This is a genomic window from Kribbella jiaozuonensis, assembly GCF_005233875.1.
Taxonomy (GTDB): Bacteria; Actinomycetota; Actinomycetes; order Propionibacteriales; family Kribbellaceae; genus Kribbella; species Kribbella jiaozuonensis.
In genome coordinates this window covers 1,276,927-1,293,122 of sequence record NZ_SZPZ01000001.1, presented here as the reverse complement: position 1 = coordinate 1,293,122, position 16,196 = coordinate 1,276,927, and the positions used below count along the sequence as shown (strand labels likewise).

Here is a 16,196-nt window from a genome sequence, read left to right as displayed (position 1 = left end):
TAGGAAATGTATTCCCCGGCTCACCCTAGGTGATATTCAGAGCTATTCCGAGACGGTTCCGTTCTGCTATTTATCACTGCCGGTACGAGCGCGATCGGCGTCGAGTAATCGATTGATTCGATTAACCAGAAATTCGTGCGAGACATCGTGGAGGCGTCTGGTCGTACCCGGGTACAGCGGTTAACCTCTCCGTCGTGTCAGGGGTTTTGCGGGGCAGGTGGGGGAAACTCTGGACGGCCGTCGTCGGGCCGCGGAGCAGGGGGAGGGATTCGTCGGTGCGCGACCCAGACGTCGAGTTCAAAGTTGTTGTCACCGGCCCCTTCGGGGTAGGCAAGACGACTTTTATCCAGCACATCTCCGGCGTCCCCGTCGTCGGCACCGAGGAGGCGACGACGGGCGACGAGGCAGAGCTGAAACCGACGACGACCGTCGGGCTGGAGCACGGGCATTTCGACGTACACGGTGATCAACTGTCGACCCGGCTGCTGCTGTACGGCACCCCCGGCCAGGACCGGTTCCGGTTCATGTGGGACGTGGTTGCCGAGGGCGCCGATGCCTGTGTGGTGCTGGTCGACGTCGCGAACCCCTCGACCTGGCCGGACGCGGCGCGGATCCTTTCGTTCTTCCACGACAAGCCGATCACCGCGCTCGCCGTCGGCGCCAACCGCGGGGTCGAGATACCGGTGGCGGTCGACATGCTGCGCGAATTCCTGGCGACCGACGTCACCGTCGTGCCGTGCAACGTCATCGACGAGCGTTCCGCGCGGCACCTGCTGGTGTCGCTGCTGACGTCGCTGGCGCGGAGCGAGAGCCGCTCCTGCGCATGAGTGCCGAATCCTTCACGCCGTACATCGGCGACACCGCTACCGTGCGGAATCTGCTGGACGCCAAGCTGCGCTCGATCACCGGTGTGACCGGCCTGCTGCTGGCCGGGGCCGACGGCCGCCCGGTCGCCCATGTCCTCGACCCGGAGCAGGCCAACGCGGCCGCGGCGGTGTGCGCGGCCTCGGTGTCGCTCGGCCAGCGGCTCGCCGACTTCGTCGGCCCGGGCCGGCTGAGCGAGCTCACCGTCCGCAGCCCCGACGGGTACGTGCTGCTCTATGCGGTCGGCGACCGGCACGTGCTGATGATCATGACCGTCGCGAGCGCGAACATCGCGCGCATCCATCTCGCCTGCCGGGACCTGCGTCAGGAGCTCACCGGCGAGACCGTGCCCGACCCGACCGAACCCGACTGATCCACCAGCCGGGCCTTCCGAACGATGCCGGCCGCACCGTGCTGCCGGCGTGACAACCGCAAGGAGAACCGATGCTCTCGGAGCAGCAGACGATCCAGATCCTGGCCGACCTCGGCGCCTCGATGCCCGGCTTCATCGCCGCGGCACTCGTCGACCTCGACTCGGGAATGACGATCGGCATGTACTCGAAGAACGACGGTTTCGACCTGTCGGCGGCGAGCGCCTACAACAGCGAGATGGTCAAGCAGAAGCGCAAGATCATGGCCGCGCTGAACCTCGACATGCAGCTCGAGGACATGCTGATCACGCTCACCGACCAGATCCATCTGATCCGGCTGGTCAGCCCGACGTCGTTCGTCTACCTCGCCGCGGACCGGTCGCAGGCAAACCTCGCGATCGTGCGTGCCGGCATGGCCCGCTACAACGACGCGCTGGCCGCCTGACCCGGCCGCGAACCACCAGGAGGGGCACGTGCACGACGATCACGATGCGGGCGGCGCCAGGCTGCCGTACCAGCTGCGCGCGGACACGCCCGACCACTTCGTGATCCTGGACTTCGAGGAGTGGAAGCTGATCGCGACCGCGTTCGGAGGCGCGCCGCAGCTGCTCGACGCCGGCGCGGACGAGACCGTCGTACGGCGGCTCGTCGAGCGCGGCGTGCTCGAACAGGTCGACCGGCGTACCGTCGAGCGCGGACCGGTGGGGCGCCGATCGCGGGGCATCTCCCGGGAGGACACGCCGCTGGAGGCCGACACGGGTCTCGGCGGCGAGCAGCCGGTCGCCGTACCGCCGGCCGCTTATCCAGAAGTGCCCGCCGACGATTCGGGCTACTCGACACCGGATCCGGAGGATGAGCGGTGGGCGCCGGGGTACGACTCGGAGGAGCCCGAGACGCCGCCGGCGCCGTGGGCCCTGACCGACCCGCCCGCCGAACCGACTCCGGCGGCCACGGCCGAGGACGATCGCCGTCGCGCCCTGGAAGACCTGCTGCGCATCCTCTCCAGGTGAGAGACCGGGGTCGGCCTACTCGGTGAACTTCTCGTGGGCGGCCATCGCTGCGCCGACGATGCCGGCGTTGTTGAGCAGCTGGGCCGGCTTCACCGGGGTGTTGAGCTCGAGCAGCGGCACCCACTTCTCGGCGTTCCTGCTGACCCCGCCGCCGACCACGAACAGGTCGGGGGTGAACAGGTTCTCCACGTGCCGAAGGTAGCGCTGCACCCGCTTGGCCCAGTGTTTGTACGACAGGCCCTCGTTGTCCTTCGCCGCCGAGGAGGCCTTCGTCTCCGCGTCGTGCCCGTCCAGCTCGAGGTGACCGAGCTCGGTGTTGGGCACGAGCTGACCGTCGAGCAGCAGCGCGCTGCCGATACCGGTGCCGAACGTCAGCAGGATAACCACGCCGTCGACGTCCTTGGCCGCGCCGAACCGGGCCTCGGCGATGCCGGCCGCGTCCGCATCGTTGAGCACGGTCACGTCGCAGTGGGTGCTGTCGGTGAGGACCTTGTCGACGTCGGTCCCGATCCAGCTCTTGTCGACGTTCGCGGCGGTCTTGGCGACCCCGTGCTGGATCACGGCCGGGAACGTCGCACCCAGCTCACCGGTCCACCCGGCTTGCTCGACCAGCCGCGCCACGACCTCGGCGACAAGCCGAGGGCTGGACGGATTGGGCGTCAGGTACTTGATCCGCTCCGTGGCCAGGTCGCCTTTCTCCAGGTCGACGACGGCTCCCTTGATCCCGCTGCCGCCGATATCGACCCCGAAAGCGGTCGACCTACTCGTCCTTGGCACCTGATCTCTCCCCTCGCCCGTCGCACCGGAAAGCATCGCCAGTCTGCCATGCGCCCCGGACACAGTCGGCGACTGAGTAGTTGTACAGATCCGGCGCGGCGACCGTCGGCGGCAGGCTGCAGGCATGTCGAAGGTCTGGGTGTTGTGCGGAGCAGTGGTGGTCACGGTCGTCGCCGTCGTGCTCGTTGTGGTTACCGGCGTGTCCCTGCAGGAGATCCTGTCGTTGTTCCTCGCCGTACTGTGCCTGCTCTGGCTGGTCCTGCTGCTGACCGTGCCGTGGAACCTGTCGTTCCAGGCGCAGGCGCTGATCCACGAGATCCGGACGAGCCGCGCGCGCGGTATCGACGTACCGCCGGAACGGGAACCGGAAGCCCGGCGTATCGCCGTCCGGATGCGCTGGTTCGCGATCGGCGCCCATCTCGTGTCCGCGGGAATCGTCGCCCTCATCACGGCGGTGTCGGGCGGCGCCATCGGGTACTACCTCGCCGGGCTCTACCTCGTCAGCACGTTCTTCCGGCCGGCCGGTGCGTACTTCGCCTACCTGCGCGACCGCATGACCAGCATGCTGCGCGACGTCAAGCATCCCCGCGACGACCTGATCGAGACACTCCACCGCCTGGAGACACTGAAGTCCGACGTCGAGGTCCTCAACGACGAGTCGGCGGAACAAGCCCAGCGGCTCACCCACCTAGAACAAACCTTGGCCGTCGCCGACACTCGCGCGACCGACCGAGACCGGGCGCTGAACGCCAAGGTAGACGCCCATGCCCGGCAGTTCGAACACTCCCTCACCCGCCTCACCGACAACCAGGAAGTCATCGCCGGGCTCAAAGCCTTCCTCCGGCTGGTTCGCGAGGAACCAGCCGGAGGACCTGAGCTATGAGTTCCAGATCTGGAACTCAGAGAGTTGGGCGGCGGGCCAGCCGGAGTTGGCGGTGAGGTTGAGGCGGAAGTAGCGCTGGGTGGTGGGGGTGAAGGTGATGGTGGCGGTGTTGTTGTTGCTGGGGGCAAGGGTGTAGGTGGCAGAGTTGGCGACGGTGGTGAAGGTGGTGCCGTTGGTGCTGCCTTGGACCGAGAGGGTTTCGGTGCGGGCTCCCCAGGTGGCGGGGAGTTGGAGGACGATGCGGCCGGCGGTGGTGGCGGAGCCGAGGTCAACCTGGACCCACTGCGGGAAGGCGTTGTTCGCGCTCTCCCAGTACGTCGACTGGTTGCCATCGGTCACGTTGCTCGACGGGTAGACGTCGTTGTGGCTGGACTCGCTGGTCGGCTTGCCGGCGGCGAGGTTGGTGTTCGTGGACCCGGCGCCGGTGCCGGACAGGGTGACCGTGGTCGGGCTGTTGGTCGCGTTGCTGTTGATCGTCAGCGTGCCCGGGCGGCTCCCGGACGCGGTCGGACGGAAGCTGACATTGACCGTGCACGACGCGCCCACGGCGATCGTCGAGCAGTTGTTGGTCTGGCTGTAGTCGCCCGAGACAGTGACGCCGGAGACCGAGGCTGACAGGCTGCCGGTGTTGGTCACGGTGACCGCCTGGGCGGCACTTGTGGTGTTGAGCGCCTGCGACGCGAAGGTGAGCGACGACGGGCTCGTGCTCAGGATCGGAGTGTTGATCGGGCTCCCACCGCTCGGGTACACCTCGAACTCCGACACCTGCCCGGCCGGCCACCCGCTGTTGCCGGTGATGTTGACCCGCACATACCGGGCGTTGGTCGCCGGGACGGTGATGTTCACGACGTTGGCCGGCGAGGTGAAGGTGTACGTCGCCGACGCGACCGGCGTACTGAACGACGACCCGTCCGTGCTCGTCTGCACCGACAGCGTCTGCGTCCGCGTGCCCCACGCGCTCGAAGGCGGCAGCTTCAGCGTGACCTTGCCGATGCTCTGCGCCGTACCGAGGTCGACCTGCAACCACTGCGGGAAGGCGTTGTTCGTGCTCTCCCAATAGGTGTTCGCGTCGCCGTCGGTCGCCGTGGCCGGGGTTTGCGTGCCGTTGACCTGGCTGCTGGCCGTGGCCGGCTTGCCGCGCGCGAGGTTGGTGTCGGTCCCGATGCCGTTACCGGTAAGGGAAATCGTCGTCGGGCTGTTGTTCGCGTTGCTGGTCACTGCCACGGAGCCGGCCCGTGCTCCGGACGCGGTCGGGCGGAAGGTGACCGTGACCGTGCAGGATGCGCCGACGGCGAGTGTCGAGCAGTTGTTGGTCTGGCTGTAGTCGCCCGTGGCGGACACACCCGAGACCGACGCCGACGCCGTACCGGAGTTGGTGATCGTCGCAGTCTTGGTCGCCGAAGAGCTGCCGACCACGGTGTCCGGGAAGGACAGGCTGCCCGGGTTCGGGTTGAGGATCGGCCCGGGTGCGACGCCCGTACCCGAGAGCGAGACGGTGCTGGCGACCCCGGCAGCGGTCACCGTCAGGTTGCCGTTCCGGCCGCCGGCCGCGGTCGGGCTGAAGGTCACGTTGACCGTGCACGACCCACCGGCCGCGATGCTCGACCCGCAGTTGTTGGTCTGGCTGAAGTCACCGGTGACCGCGACCGAGCTGACGGGCGCCGCCGCTGTACCGCTGTTCGTCACGGTGACCGCCTGCGCCGCACTCGTCGAGCCGGTCGCGACCGAGCCGAAGCTCAACGCAGTCGGGCTGATCGAGATCTGCGACCCGTTGTCCGGCAGGTACGGCGGGAACGCCGGCGAGGTGATGTTCTGGCACTGACCGGGCGCGAAGATGCCCGAGTTGCCGCCGCCGTCGGTGAGGGTGAAACCGACTCCACAGCTGTAGATCGGTCCAGGTGCTTGTGTCCCCGTCGCGATGCTGTTGGTGATGGTCGCCGAGCCGCCGACCTGTTCCTGGACCACCCAGGTCCCGGTGTTCTGGATCGTCGCGTTGTTGATCTTGACGTTGCTGATGTTCGAGCCGGACACGAACTGGATCGCCTCGTACGGGCTCTGCTGGATCAGGATGTTGTCGACGTTGGTCAGGCCCGACATCGCCCCGTCGCGCGCGTCGAACCACAGCGCGCCGACCCCGAACTGCCAGTTCGGGTCGAGGCTCCCGGAGCGGATGATCGTGTTCCGCAGTACGTCGGTCCGCCCGAGCGTTGTCGAACCGAAGCGCTGCGCGACGTGGATCCCGCCGCCCTGGGTGAGGCCGGCGTCGATCACCCGGTTGTCGGTGACGAAGTTGTCGTGGCCGCCGTAGATGGCGATGCCGTTGGCGAGGATCGGGTACTGCACGGTGTTGTGGTCGAACGAGTCGTTCGCGTCGGCGTTCTGCTCCGCCCAGGTCGCGAGGCCGTCGTCACCGAGGTTGCGCAGATCGCTGTTGGTGACCTTGGAGTTCGTGACGCCGTTGTGGAAGTTCACGCCGTCGGCGGTGACGTTCCGGATCCGCAGCCCGCTCATCACCAGGTTGGTGAACGGCCCGTCCATCCAGGCGCCGACCTTCTCGTGCTCGATCCACACCCGGTCCACGGTCGAGTTGTTCAGCGCGCCGCCGATGCCGTTCACCTGCGCGCCGTCGTTGCGTTCCTGGACGTCACCGAAGATCGCGAAGTCCGACAGATGTACGCCGCTGCTCGCGTTCGGCGCGTAGTTGCCGTAGAAACCCGGCGCCGCGCCGACGACCGTCGAGCGCCACATGCCCGCGCCCTTGAAGGTGATGTTGTTCAGGATCAGGTGACCCGGGATCTTGAACGTCCCCTCCGGGATCCACACGGTGCCGCCCGCGCCGGCCGCGGCCATCGCCGAGTTGAACGCGTTCGTGGAGTCCGCGGCACCCGTCGGGTCCGCGCCCTGACTCGTCACGGAGACCGACCCGGCCGGCTGGCTGAGCGCGCCCGCAACGTTCTCGAAGTCGGCGAAGTCGATCGTGTACGACGACGCCGTGTCCTCGGCGTCGACCTGCAACCGGAACTTCGTCCCCGCCGGATAGGTGGTCGTGAACAGCCGGTGCACCTCGTCGTAGAAGTGGTGCGGGTTGCTCCCCGGCGAGTTCGTGAACGGATAGCCGCCGTAGTACCAGCTGTAGGCGTTGGTCAGCGTGAAGTTGGGCTGCTTGGTCCCGTTGACGTAGAGAGACAGCTGCGGCGTGTAGACCGACCCAGATCCGGTGTCCGGGATGCTGTAGCGGAAGACGATCGAGTTCGTCGCCGCCGGCGTCGTGAACTCGACGAACTTGCCCGTGCCCTGCAACGTGACGGCCTTGCGGTACGACGCCTCGGCCGCCAGCGTGTTGTACGCCGCACTCGGGCCGATAACCGTCCCGTTCGTAGCAGCGTTCTCCGCCTGCACCTCGACGTACGGCAAACTCGCGCCGACCCCGCCGGACGCGGCTGCCCACGCTGTCACGGGCGCGATCACCGCAAGACCGGCGGCGACCAGCCCACCGGCAGCGGCGAACACGCCGACGCGAGCCCTCCAGGACTTGATTGACCGGAACATGCGCTGCTCACTCTCGACGGGGGCGGATAGTCGATCGCACAGCCCGAATAGGACGGTGGGTGGCCAGACCGTAACGCAGCAGATACATCCACGCAATATCTCGATCGATCTCTGCAAGAAATCAACCTGGGGTAGCTCGGCGACCGGTCAGGCCTGGGCGCCCAGCCAAGTGGTCAGGGCCGTCCGGAGTTGGGCCTCGTCCGGGGATTCGCCAGGAGCGCAGGCCCAGGCGATGACACCGTCCGGGCGGACCAGGACGGCGGACAGGCGGTCGTCCCCGATCGAATCGACCTCGACGAGCTCGAGGCGATCCCGCCAGCCGTTCGCAGCCTCCGGCACGGCCGAGGTGACGAGTACGGCGCGGCCGGTGGTGGTGACGTTGCTGAGTCGGGACGGACCGTTCGTGACGAAGGCGAGATCGGGGCAGTAGCAGCCGATCAGCTGGTGGTCGTCGGGTTTGACGTACGAGAACGGGTAATGGGTCGCGAGGCCGCCGAGGAGCCGCCCGAAGTACTGATTGACCTCGCGGATGTCCATGAGCTCGGACACGATCTCGCGCAGGGCGTCGGCGTGCGGGCCGGGACGCATCAAGGCCGACTGCGCACGCGTGTTGTCGAGTACGGCGGCGCCGGCTGGGTGCCGCTCTTCGGAGTAGCTGTCGAGAAGCCCTTCCGGCGCATCGCCTCGTACTTCGGCCGCCAGCTTCCAGTCGAGATTGACGGCGTCGGTGAGGCCGAGGTTGAGCCCCTGCCCGCCGTTGGGCGAGTGGACGTGCGCTGCGTCTCCGGCGAGAAGGACCCGGCCGATCCGGTACGTGCCGGCCTGCCGTGCGTTGTCGGTGAACCGGAGCGCGTCGCTGACCTCGGTGATCGTCACCTCCACGCCGGCGACCCGCCGTACGCTGGCCTGCAGTTCCTCAGGCGTGACCGGACCTCGCGGAACGTCCGGCCCTTCCAGAAAGTCGAACGCGCCCAGCACGCCCGGACCATGGATCAGCATGCCGCCTTCGAGCCGGCCGGACGGCGGGAGCTTCTCCGGATCCTCGAACTGCACCTGCGCCTGACGGGCCGTCATGATCGGATCCGTGCCCGGGAAGTCGAATCCGGCCAGCCTGCGGACCGCACTGTGGCCGCCGTCGCAGCCCACGACGTACGCCGCCTCGAGCTGCCGCTCGCCATCGGGCGTGGAGACCGTGAGCGCGACCTGCCCTGCTGTCTGAACGAGTCCGGTCACCGTGGACTCACGCCGTACGTCGATGCCGAGGGCAACGACTCGCTCGGCGAGGATGCGCTCCAGGTCCGGCTGCCAGATCAGCCGCCCGGTCCGGTCGGGCTCCTCCGGCAGATCCGGGTCGATCTTGTGGATCCAGGCGAAGTGGTTCTTCGCGCTGCCGTGGTCGCGCTTCTTCTCGTCCTGCCGCTCGGGCTGGCAGGCCTCGAGGGCCGGGCCGAACCCGCGCCGCTGGAGCGCCTCGAAGGCCAGCGGGCCGACGCCGCGGGACTTGCGCTGCGGAGCGGGCTCGGCCAGCCGCTCCAGGACGACGGGCTTGATACCGGCGAGCTCGAGCTCGATCGCAAGCACCAGCCCGACCGGACCGGCTCCGACCACGATCACCTCGTAAGACATCGCAAACTCCTCCCTCTAGGTACGGCCAAACGCTATGCTCGACCTAATTTTATGTCAAACCTATTTATAGGTCGATCCCAAGTAAGCTAAGCTGCGGTTCATGTCCGGACTGCGGGAGCGGAAGAAGCAGCTGGCCAGGCGGCAGATCTCGGACGTGGCGACGGGGTTGTTCCTGGAGCGCGGCTTCGACGAGGTGACGATCGCCGAGGTCGCGGACGCGGCCGGAGTCGCCAAGATGACGGTCACCAACTACTTCGCGCGCAAGGAGGACCTGGTCTTCGACCAGCACCTCGAGCTCGTCTCGTTCGCGGCTGTCGCGATCGCCGAGCGCGAGAGCGGAGAGTCGGCGCTGGCCGCTCTCCGTCGTGCGTACTTCGCGGCGCTCGACGGCCGGGACGCGGCGGTCGGGCTGGCAAGCGCCGGATTCGTCACGATGGTGACCGGCAGCCCCGCGCTGCTGGCCCGGCTCCGCGAGATCGACGAACAGCGGGAAGCGGCCATCGCCGACACGCTGGCCGCCGAGGCCGGCTCGTCGCCCGACGAGATCGGCCTCGCGGTCGCCGCCGCACAACTCGCCGCGGTGGTCCGCGTCCTCTTCCGGCGAGCGCTACGGATGACTCTCGAAGGCAAGAGCCGGGCCGAGTCGATCGACGAGCTCACCGGCCTCGCTGAGCAGGCATTCGACCAGCTCGAACCCTCACTCGGCCGCTACGCGATCCGCTGAACTGCTCGCCCCGGCGAATTGATGTATCTGGCGGCCCCCGGCTGCGGTCCGACCAAGTAGAAGCGCCCTGGTGAGTGGGGCGCCGACTTGGGGGGAACCCGAAATGACAGCAGATCCCAACTTCGACGGCCTGGCCGGCCTCGAAGGCTCGGTGACCGCGGTGGCGATCATCGATCACGACGGCAACCCGAACCGCGTCCTCGACGACGAGTTCCCGTTCGACGTCACGATCAACTGGACGGTCGAGCCGCCGGCAACCGCCGTACTGCTCGACGGCAACTGGACCGTCAAGGCGTACGCCGAATCGATGGGCCCCGGTCCCGAGGTGCTCATCGGCAGCAAGGTCGTGCCGGCCAACGGCGGTCCGGCGTACGCCGCGACGATCACCGTCCCGGCGAACACGCTGCCGCCGGACAAGGCGCCGGACTCCGGCGTGTACAAGCTCGTCGTCGTCATCACCTACCGCACCGCACTGAACGTGCTGACGGAGATGGCCGCCTTCAGCGAGGGTCCGACGTTCCTGCTCCGCGAGCCCTGAGCCTGCGGAACCGGCACCCACGGACGCACGCCATCGATGGGGGGATCGGTGGCGTGCACCCCTCGCGCACTGCATCACGTACCAACCCGGGAGCGGGAATGGAACAGGATGTCTCACCAGTCACCGCACTTGTCGTCGCCGCCGCCACGGGCGATCAGCAGGCGTGGCGGGAGCTCGTCGACCGCTACGCACCCTTGCTCGTATCGGTCATTCGCGGGTTCCGGCTGACGCCGGCCGAGACCGAGGACGTGGCCCAGACGGTCTGGCTGCGGCTCGTCGAGCACCTGGACAGCCTCCAGGAGCCGCGAGCCATCCCCGGCTGGCTGGTCACGACCGCGCGACGGGAGTCGATCCGCTACCTGTCCTCCCAACGCAACCGGAGGATGAGTGACCCGTTGAACGACGATCAGCTTCCGGTCGCGGCCGAGGTCCCCGATCCGGACGAAGGACTCGTCCGGTCCGAGCGACACCAGGTGCTGCTCGCCGGGCTGGCCGAACTGCCGAGCCGGCAACGTCAGCTGCTGTTGCTGCTGATGTCCGACCCGCAACCGTCGTACGACGAAATCCGGCGGCGCACCGGGATCCCGGTCGGCAGCATCGGTCCGACGCGGGCCCGTGCGCTCGAGCGGCTCCGCAGAACTCCAGCAGTCAGAGGGTACGTCGCATCCGACCCGTCAGGAGGTGATCGGCATGACACGGCATCGTTGGGATGACGATGACCATCTCCTCGAAGATCTCGCGGCGGCCGTCCGTGCCACCGAACCGTTGGCACACACGATTGCCGAGCACGCCGAAGGCGCCCTGTCCTGGCGCACGATCGACGACGATCTGCTGCTGGCGAGCCTGACCTTCGACTCGTCGATGGCCTCGTCCGACCCGGCCCTGGCCGAGGTCCGGGCCGAGTCGAACGCGGACCGCGTACTGGTGTTCACCTCGACCCCGCTGTCCGTGGAGCTGGAGGTGGTGCACTCCGAAGTCTTCGGTCAGATCCTGCCGCCGAGTGCAGGCGAGATACGGGTCGAAACCGCGGAGGGTACGACGCTGACCGTTGTCGTCGACGAATCGGGCTTCTTCGAGCTGCCTGCGCTGCCCGCCGGCGCGATGCGGTTGCGCTGTGACACAGCCACCGGACGCGTCGTCACGGACTGGGTCCAGTTGTGACCGGCGCTCACGCACCCAGGGCGATGAAGGATTGCGAGGTCGCGTCGGCCGAATCATGGGTCCGGGCCAGCGCTTCGGCGAGCCCGTCGCCCGCCCGCAACTGCTCGTGCAGCCGCAACATCAGCGGGACCGTCGCAGGGTCGGACACCGGTACGACGCTCGCCACCACACCCGCTGATCCCAGCGCCACCAGCGCACTGACCAGGCCCACCAGTTCGTCGGCACCACTCGGCCCACCGAGCGCCGAACTGCAGCTGGACAACACCATCCGGTGTGGCGCCCGCTTCAAGCGTTCGAAGTCGTACACCGTCAGCGGACCGTCATCGAGTTCGATCGCGGAGAACAGCGGACTGTCAGCGCGGAAGGTGCCGTGCGCCGCCACATGTACGAGCGATGCCCCGTCGATCGCTTCGAGTACGGCGTCCGCCGTCGCGCTGCCGTCCGCGAGTACGACGGCATCCGGGTACAGCTCGGCAAGCCGCCGTACCTCCTCTCGTCCGGCCGACAGGTGCGGTCCGCCGACCAGTACGACCCTGTCCACCGCAGGAGGCTCGGCCCGCATCGCGCGTACCCATGCCGCTGCGGACGGAACCACCGAAGTCGGTCGGGTCCGCAGCGAAGGCAGAAGGCTCCAGGGAACCGCGTGCAGCCGGCCTGTCGGTACGACGACCACAGCGCCGTCGCCGAGATGCTGCAGCGTGTCGCCGAGCAACGCTGACTCGAGCCGGGCTCCGATGGTGTCGAGCTTGAGCTCGTGCCGACCACGCCTGGCGTTCTCGCGGCGGAGTGCGAACAACGCATGAGACAGGGCATGTGTGGCCACGGCGGTCGGGCCGATCGGCCGCAGCCGGACCTGCCCGTGCGCTGCGATCACGGCGTACAACTGGTCTTCGAGGTCGACGAGCTCCACCAGAGTCCGGTCACCCAGCTTCTCCAGCAGCTCCGTGATCCGGAGCCGCTCGCGCCGTTCGTCGAATTGCCCAGGTGTCAGCAGGACCCGCTGTCGTACGGCGGACTCGAGCCGTTGCCGTTCGCGTTGTTGCTGACTGGTGCCCGGCCCGCGATCGCGGCTCGACACCATGCGCTGGGTGAGATCACGCAACGCGGCCAGGTCCGCGACGAGCCCGTCATCAGCTTGCGGCCGCACCGGCGGAATCGCGAGAACCGTCGCACGCCAACGCTCACTCCACTCGAGCACTTGACGTCCGCTGCCGCGCTCCACGGCGTACCGAAGCGCCATGGCGGCAAGCTCCGCACCTTGGGCTGTTGCGAGTGCGCGCAGCTCGGTGGCGCCGAGGGTCCGCACGTAGATCTCGATCAGGCTCAAGCCCTGCCGGCACGCGCCAAGCATGCCGCGCGACCGTCCGCCGTCCTGATGCAGCAGCGCTTGAGCAAGCCAGCCGGCACCGCGAGTTCGCAATCCACCACGTCGCGCACGGGCCGCGATGCTCAGGTGGCGTACTGCTTCGGCGCTGTCCTTCCGTGCCAGCGCGATCCGGCCGGTCAGCAGGTGTGCCTCGGCAGCGAGGTCCCGATCGAGCTCGTCGAGCACGGCGCTGATCCGTTGGCCGCCCCGAAGCAACGGCGCAGTCCGGCCGCCGTTCGCGAAGCGAGTCTCCAGCAGAGCCAACTCTGCCTTTGCTGCCCACCACGGACGCTGCTGTCGCTCGAACAGCCTCATCGCGTCACGGTCACGCCGCTCGGCCAGCTCGAACGCGCCGGCCGCGTGCGCCGCCAGGCCCGCACACATCAACAGCTCCGCATGCCGCGCACGCGAACCGCCCTGCTGCTCGCTCCGCTCGAGTGCGCTGTTGACCTCCAGCAGGGCCTCGCGAGTCAGACCGGCCGCCAGCAGCACCAAGCATTTGTTGGCGTACAGATCGGGCTCCAGCACGCCGAGGTCCTCGACGATCCGTTGCGCATCGTCCAGGAACTGCAAGGCGGCAGGAAGATCACCGCGGGCGAGGGCTACGGCGCCGCGCGCCTGTCGCGCGTCGGCGTACTCGACCTCCTGACCGGCCTTCGCGAAGAGCTCCTCGCTGCGTGCGTAGTCGTCGTCGGCAGGATCGATCATTCCCATCGCCAGCAGCGCCATGGCTCGCATGCCGAACGCGCGAGCCTCCCAGACCAGGTCGCCGGTACCGCTCAGCGCGTCGACCGCGCGCTCGAAGTCTGCGAGTGCTTCGGGGAACCGCGCGAAGACCGCTCCGAGCACCCATCCCCGGCGGATGAACAACCTGCCGGCGAGAACCCCGGTCTGGCCGGGTACGACGGCATCGAGCACGGCCAGTCCACGGCGGGTCTGACCGCCCATCACCAGAGCCACCCCGAGAGTCGCCAGAATCTCCGCCTCCCGATCGCGATCCGCGGTCCTGCGGATCGAGCGGTACGCCGCTCTCAGCTCGGCCACCGCCTCACGGATATCGCCGAAATCCCGATGGACCAGACCCGCCGCATGGTGGGCTGCAGCAGCCTCGGCGTCGGAGGGTGTTCCCGCGAGCACGTCACGTGCGATTCTCAAGGCGTCAGCGGGCCGCGACAATGCAAGCGCGTGCAGCTCGTCGGCATCCACGGCAGCCCTCCCCTCACGCGGACCATTCCGATCGTAGTACGGCAATTTCCAGTGCTAGGGAGGGAACATCGTGTCTGAGCAACAACGCCTCGAGGAAGCTGTCGACCTCATCCTGCAACAGGACCCCCGCGCAGTCGCCTACCCGCCGAAATGGCGGGAGGACGGACGTGTCCAGTACTTCTACCGGCGCAACAGCATCCTCGTCCGCACGAGGGACGCGGATCGGGTCGAAGTATCGCTGCGATCCATTCTCGATCAGGCCCAGGGAGACCGGCGAGACCAGGGCAACCAGGGCGACCAGGAGACCGACAGGCCCCGGAGCGAACGTTCGTCGGTGGTCTCCGGAGTCGTCAAGTTCGAATGGTCCGGCAATGCGGTGGGGACGCCTGGGGTTCTCGACCTGCTCGACGCGGAGTACGGCGTCGGGACGGCGACCCCGGTGCACGGGCTGTCGTTGTCCCCCAACAGCGGGCACCCCTGCCCGGCGACCGATCCGGCCGTCGTACCGTCCAACTCCTTCGGTCCGGTGCCGCCGGTGAGCGACGGGATCCGCTGCGGGACGCACGGCTGGGACGGTGACGGTGTCGTCGTCGGCGTCGTCGACGGCGGGCTGATCGACTACGCGCCGGGGATGTGGCCGTGGATGGCGGGTGTGTACGGCGATCGGGACAACCCGCTCGACGGATCCAACATGATCAGGCCGTACGCGGGTCACGGGACCTTCGTGGCCGGCTGCGTCCGGGCCGTCGCGCCCCGCGCCGAGGTGTACGTCAGGCGGGCCGAGGAGATCGCCGGGCTGATCTACGAGGACGACGTCGTCCGGGCGATGAGCGACGCCATCGACGGCGGCGCGGACATCATCGTCTGCGAGTTCGCCGGGTACTCCCGGCTGCGGCTGCCGATGCTCTCCTTCGGCGCCTTCTACGACGACGTTTTGCGGCACCTCGACATCGTCGTTGTCGCTCCGGCCGGCAACGACACGAGCCGGCTGCCGACGTACCCGGCGGCGTACTCGTGGGTCGTCGGCGTCGGCGCCTTGTCGGCGAACGGGACCCAGCGGGCGGACTTCTCCAACCACGGTGGCTGGGTCGACCTGTACGCGCCCGGCGAGGATCTGGTCAACGCTTTCGCGATCGGCGACTACAACACGATCCACGATCCCAAGCAGCGCCGGCACTTCGACGGGATCGCCAGCTGGAGCGGTACGTCGTTCTCGACGCCGTTGGTGGCCGGGATGATCGCGGCGCGGATGTCCGCGACCGGCGAGGACGCACCGCAGGCGGCAGACGTTCTACTGCGGTTCGCCCTCAGCCAGGCAATCCCCGGAGTCGGACCGGCTCTGTTGCCTCACCAGGTGTGCGGTGCTGTCATGAAGGATGGCTAGAACGCATCGGATGGAGTGCACAGCGAGCCCGGCCGGCTTGCTCTTCGAGTGTGTTGACGGTTGTGGCCGGCGCGTCGTGGTCGACGGGGTGAGTGGAGAACTCACGATCATCGACCACGGCGACCGAAGCGCGTTGCATCAAAGCTCGAACGGAGGCGTCAGGCTCACCGCCACGTCCGTCGACTAGCTCAGGACTGCTTGGCGGATCGGAGGGAGAGGCTCATACCGCCGCCGCTCTCGAACTGCACATAGACGTCGAGCCGCATACCGTCGTCGACGTACACGCTGCCGTGGCCGCTGGCGCTTGCTTCCTGCCGGACGCCGTAGTCGTCGAGCCAGGCGATCCTGCCGTCGAGGACGTAGTCGTAGTTCCCGGGCGTCGTGGCCGTCACCTGCTGCGTCACGGTCGGGTCGTCGATGCTCGCATACAGCGACGCGACCTTCGATCCCTCGAGGACGACGTCGATCCGCTCCTCCAGCGCGCCTTCCGTGAGCTGGTCGGAGACGGTGAGAACGATGTCCCCGTCCACCGGCTCCGACGACGAGCTCGTCGGCGACGTCGGCGCGGTCGTCGGCTGGGTCGTCGGTTGTGTTGGCGGCTGGGTCGGTAGGACCCGGATGATCTTGTCGCTGCCGCCCCCCGCGTCGAACGCATCGGTCGCCACCAGCACCGGCACCAATGCGGTCACCAGGCCCAGCACCGCGGCCAGGACCTGGCCAAGTGTCCCCATCCGGCT

Annotated in this window: 15 protein-coding genes; 10 read left to right on the top strand and 5 right to left on the bottom strand. The window is 68.1% G+C overall.

Annotation, left to right across the window (positions count from 1 at the left end; all coding sequences use genetic code 11):
• Positions 1 to 275: 275 nt before the first annotated feature.
• The 4 genes from FDA38_RS06210 to FDA38_RS06195 all read left to right on the top strand — a co-directional run bounded on the left by FDA38_RS06210 (position 276) and on the right by FDA38_RS06195 (position 2,245).
• On the top strand, positions 276 to 827 hold the full coding sequence (locus FDA38_RS06210; protein WP_170989597.1) for a GTP-binding protein: 552 nt from the start codon (positions 276 to 278) through the stop codon (positions 825 to 827).
• Positions 824 to 1,237, top strand: a complete 414-nt coding sequence (locus FDA38_RS06205) for a roadblock/LC7 domain-containing protein (protein ID WP_137253073.1) — start codon at positions 824 to 826, stop codon at positions 1,235 to 1,237. Before FDA38_RS06210 ends, FDA38_RS06205 begins: the two co-directional genes overlap by 4 nt.
• A gap of 71 nt (positions 1,238 to 1,308) precedes the next feature.
• Positions 1,309 to 1,680, top strand: coding sequence for a roadblock/LC7 domain-containing protein (locus FDA38_RS06200; protein ID WP_137253072.1), 372 nt, complete (start codon positions 1,309 to 1,311; stop codon positions 1,678 to 1,680).
• Positions 1,681 to 1,708: 28 nt separating this feature from the next.
• Complete coding sequence (locus FDA38_RS06195) at positions 1,709 to 2,245, top strand: hypothetical protein (RefSeq protein ID WP_137253071.1); 537 nt, start codon at positions 1,709 to 1,711, stop codon at positions 2,243 to 2,245.
• Between the two features lie 15 nt (positions 2,246 to 2,260).
• Here the strand turns inward: FDA38_RS06195 and ppgK are convergent, their stop codons facing one another.
• Positions 2,261 to 3,022, bottom strand: a complete 762-nt coding sequence (ppgK, locus tag FDA38_RS06190) for a polyphosphate--glucose phosphotransferase (protein WP_233714554.1) — start codon at positions 3,020 to 3,022, stop codon at positions 2,261 to 2,263.
• 124 nt (positions 3,023 to 3,146) lie between these two features.
• On the opposite strand from ppgK, the gene FDA38_RS06185 reads away from it, so the two are divergent.
• Positions 3,147 to 3,905, top strand: coding sequence for a hypothetical protein (locus FDA38_RS06185; protein ID WP_137253069.1), 759 nt, complete (start codon positions 3,147 to 3,149; stop codon positions 3,903 to 3,905).
• Here FDA38_RS06185 and FDA38_RS06180 read toward each other — a convergent pair.
• Positions 3,900 to 7,454 (bottom strand): choice-of-anchor D domain-containing protein, encoded by a 3,555-nt coding sequence (locus tag FDA38_RS06180; protein ID WP_137253068.1) that lies wholly within the window; start codon positions 7,452 to 7,454, stop codon positions 3,900 to 3,902. The two genes, FDA38_RS06185 and FDA38_RS06180, sit on opposite strands and share 6 nt — an antisense overlap.
• A 147-nt stretch (positions 7,455 to 7,601) precedes the next feature.
• Positions 7,602 to 9,080 carry an FAD-dependent monooxygenase gene (locus FDA38_RS06175; protein ID WP_137253067.1) on the bottom strand — a complete coding sequence of 493 codons (1,479 nt, stop codon included), beginning with the start codon at positions 9,078 to 9,080 and terminating at the stop codon, positions 7,602 to 7,604.
• Positions 9,081 to 9,180: 100 nt separating this feature from the next.
• Between FDA38_RS06175 and FDA38_RS06170 the strand changes: the two genes are divergently transcribed.
• The 4 genes from FDA38_RS06170 (at position 9,181) to FDA38_RS06155 (ending at position 11,503) form a co-directional block, all read left to right on the top strand.
• Positions 9,181 to 9,804, top strand: a complete 624-nt coding sequence (locus FDA38_RS06170) for a TetR/AcrR family transcriptional regulator (protein ID WP_137253066.1) — start codon at positions 9,181 to 9,183, stop codon at positions 9,802 to 9,804.
• Positions 9,805 to 9,907: 103 nt separating this feature from the next.
• Positions 9,908 to 10,342, top strand: coding sequence for a hypothetical protein (locus FDA38_RS06165; RefSeq protein WP_137253065.1), 435 nt, complete (start codon positions 9,908 to 9,910; stop codon positions 10,340 to 10,342).
• Positions 10,343 to 10,440: 98 nt separating this feature from the next.
• A complete protein-coding gene (locus tag FDA38_RS06160; RefSeq protein WP_137253064.1) occupies positions 10,441 to 11,055 on the top strand; it encodes an RNA polymerase sigma factor in 615 nt (204 codons plus the stop codon).
• Positions 11,033 to 11,503: a hypothetical protein gene (locus tag FDA38_RS06155; protein WP_137253063.1), complete on the top strand. Its 471-nt coding sequence runs from the start codon at positions 11,033 to 11,035 to the stop codon at positions 11,501 to 11,503. The genes FDA38_RS06160 and FDA38_RS06155 overlap by 23 nt, the downstream gene beginning before the upstream one ends.
• A 7-nt stretch (positions 11,504 to 11,510) precedes the next feature.
• Here FDA38_RS06155 and FDA38_RS06150 read toward each other — a convergent pair whose 3' ends face one another.
• Positions 11,511 to 14,075 carry a CHAT domain-containing protein gene (locus tag FDA38_RS06150; protein ID WP_137253062.1) on the bottom strand — a complete coding sequence of 855 codons (2,565 nt, stop codon included), beginning with the start codon at positions 14,073 to 14,075 and terminating at the stop codon, positions 11,511 to 11,513.
• Positions 14,076 to 14,145: 70 nt separating this feature from the next.
• On the opposite strand from FDA38_RS06150, the gene FDA38_RS06145 reads away from it, so the two are divergent.
• Complete coding sequence (locus tag FDA38_RS06145; RefSeq protein WP_170989596.1) at positions 14,146 to 15,459, top strand: S8 family peptidase; 1,314 nt, start codon at positions 14,146 to 14,148, stop codon at positions 15,457 to 15,459.
• Between the two features lie 188 nt (positions 15,460 to 15,647).
• Here FDA38_RS06145 and FDA38_RS06140 read toward each other — a convergent pair whose 3' ends face one another.
• Entirely contained in the window at positions 15,648 to 16,190 is a 543-nt protein-coding gene (locus tag FDA38_RS06140; RefSeq protein ID WP_137253060.1) for a hypothetical protein, read from the bottom strand.
• Between the last annotated feature and the right edge of the window lie 6 nt (positions 16,191 to 16,196).

Bases quoted from the DNA above. Each gene is read 5' to 3' on its own strand.
- FDA38_RS06165 (WP_137253065.1), top strand. From the start codon at position 9,908: ATGACAGCAGATCCCAACTTCGACGGCCTGGCCGGCCTCGAAGGCTCG.
- FDA38_RS06205 (WP_137253073.1), top strand. From the start codon at position 824: ATGAGTGCCGAATCCTTCACGCCGTACATCGGCGACACCGCTACCGTG.
- FDA38_RS06185 (WP_137253069.1), top strand. From the start codon at position 3,147: ATGTCGAAGGTCTGGGTGTTGTGCGGAGCAGTGGTGGTCACGGTCGTC.
- FDA38_RS06180 (WP_137253068.1), bottom strand. From the start codon at position 7,454: ATGTTCCGGTCAATCAAGTCCTGGAGGGCTCGCGTCGGCGTGTTCGCC.
- FDA38_RS06200 (WP_137253072.1), top strand. From the start codon at position 1,309: ATGCTCTCGGAGCAGCAGACGATCCAGATCCTGGCCGACCTCGGCGCC.
- FDA38_RS06160 (WP_137253064.1), top strand. From the start codon at position 10,441: ATGGAACAGGATGTCTCACCAGTCACCGCACTTGTCGTCGCCGCCGCC.
- FDA38_RS06140 (WP_137253060.1), bottom strand. From the start codon at position 16,190: ATGGGGACACTTGGCCAGGTCCTGGCCGCGGTGCTGGGCCTGGTGACC.
- FDA38_RS06175 (WP_137253067.1), bottom strand. From the start codon at position 9,080: ATGTCTTACGAGGTGATCGTGGTCGGAGCCGGTCCGGTCGGGCTGGTG.
- FDA38_RS06155 (WP_137253063.1), top strand. From the start codon at position 11,033: ATGACACGGCATCGTTGGGATGACGATGACCATCTCCTCGAAGATCTC.
- FDA38_RS06170 (WP_137253066.1), top strand. From the start codon at position 9,181: ATGTCCGGACTGCGGGAGCGGAAGAAGCAGCTGGCCAGGCGGCAGATC.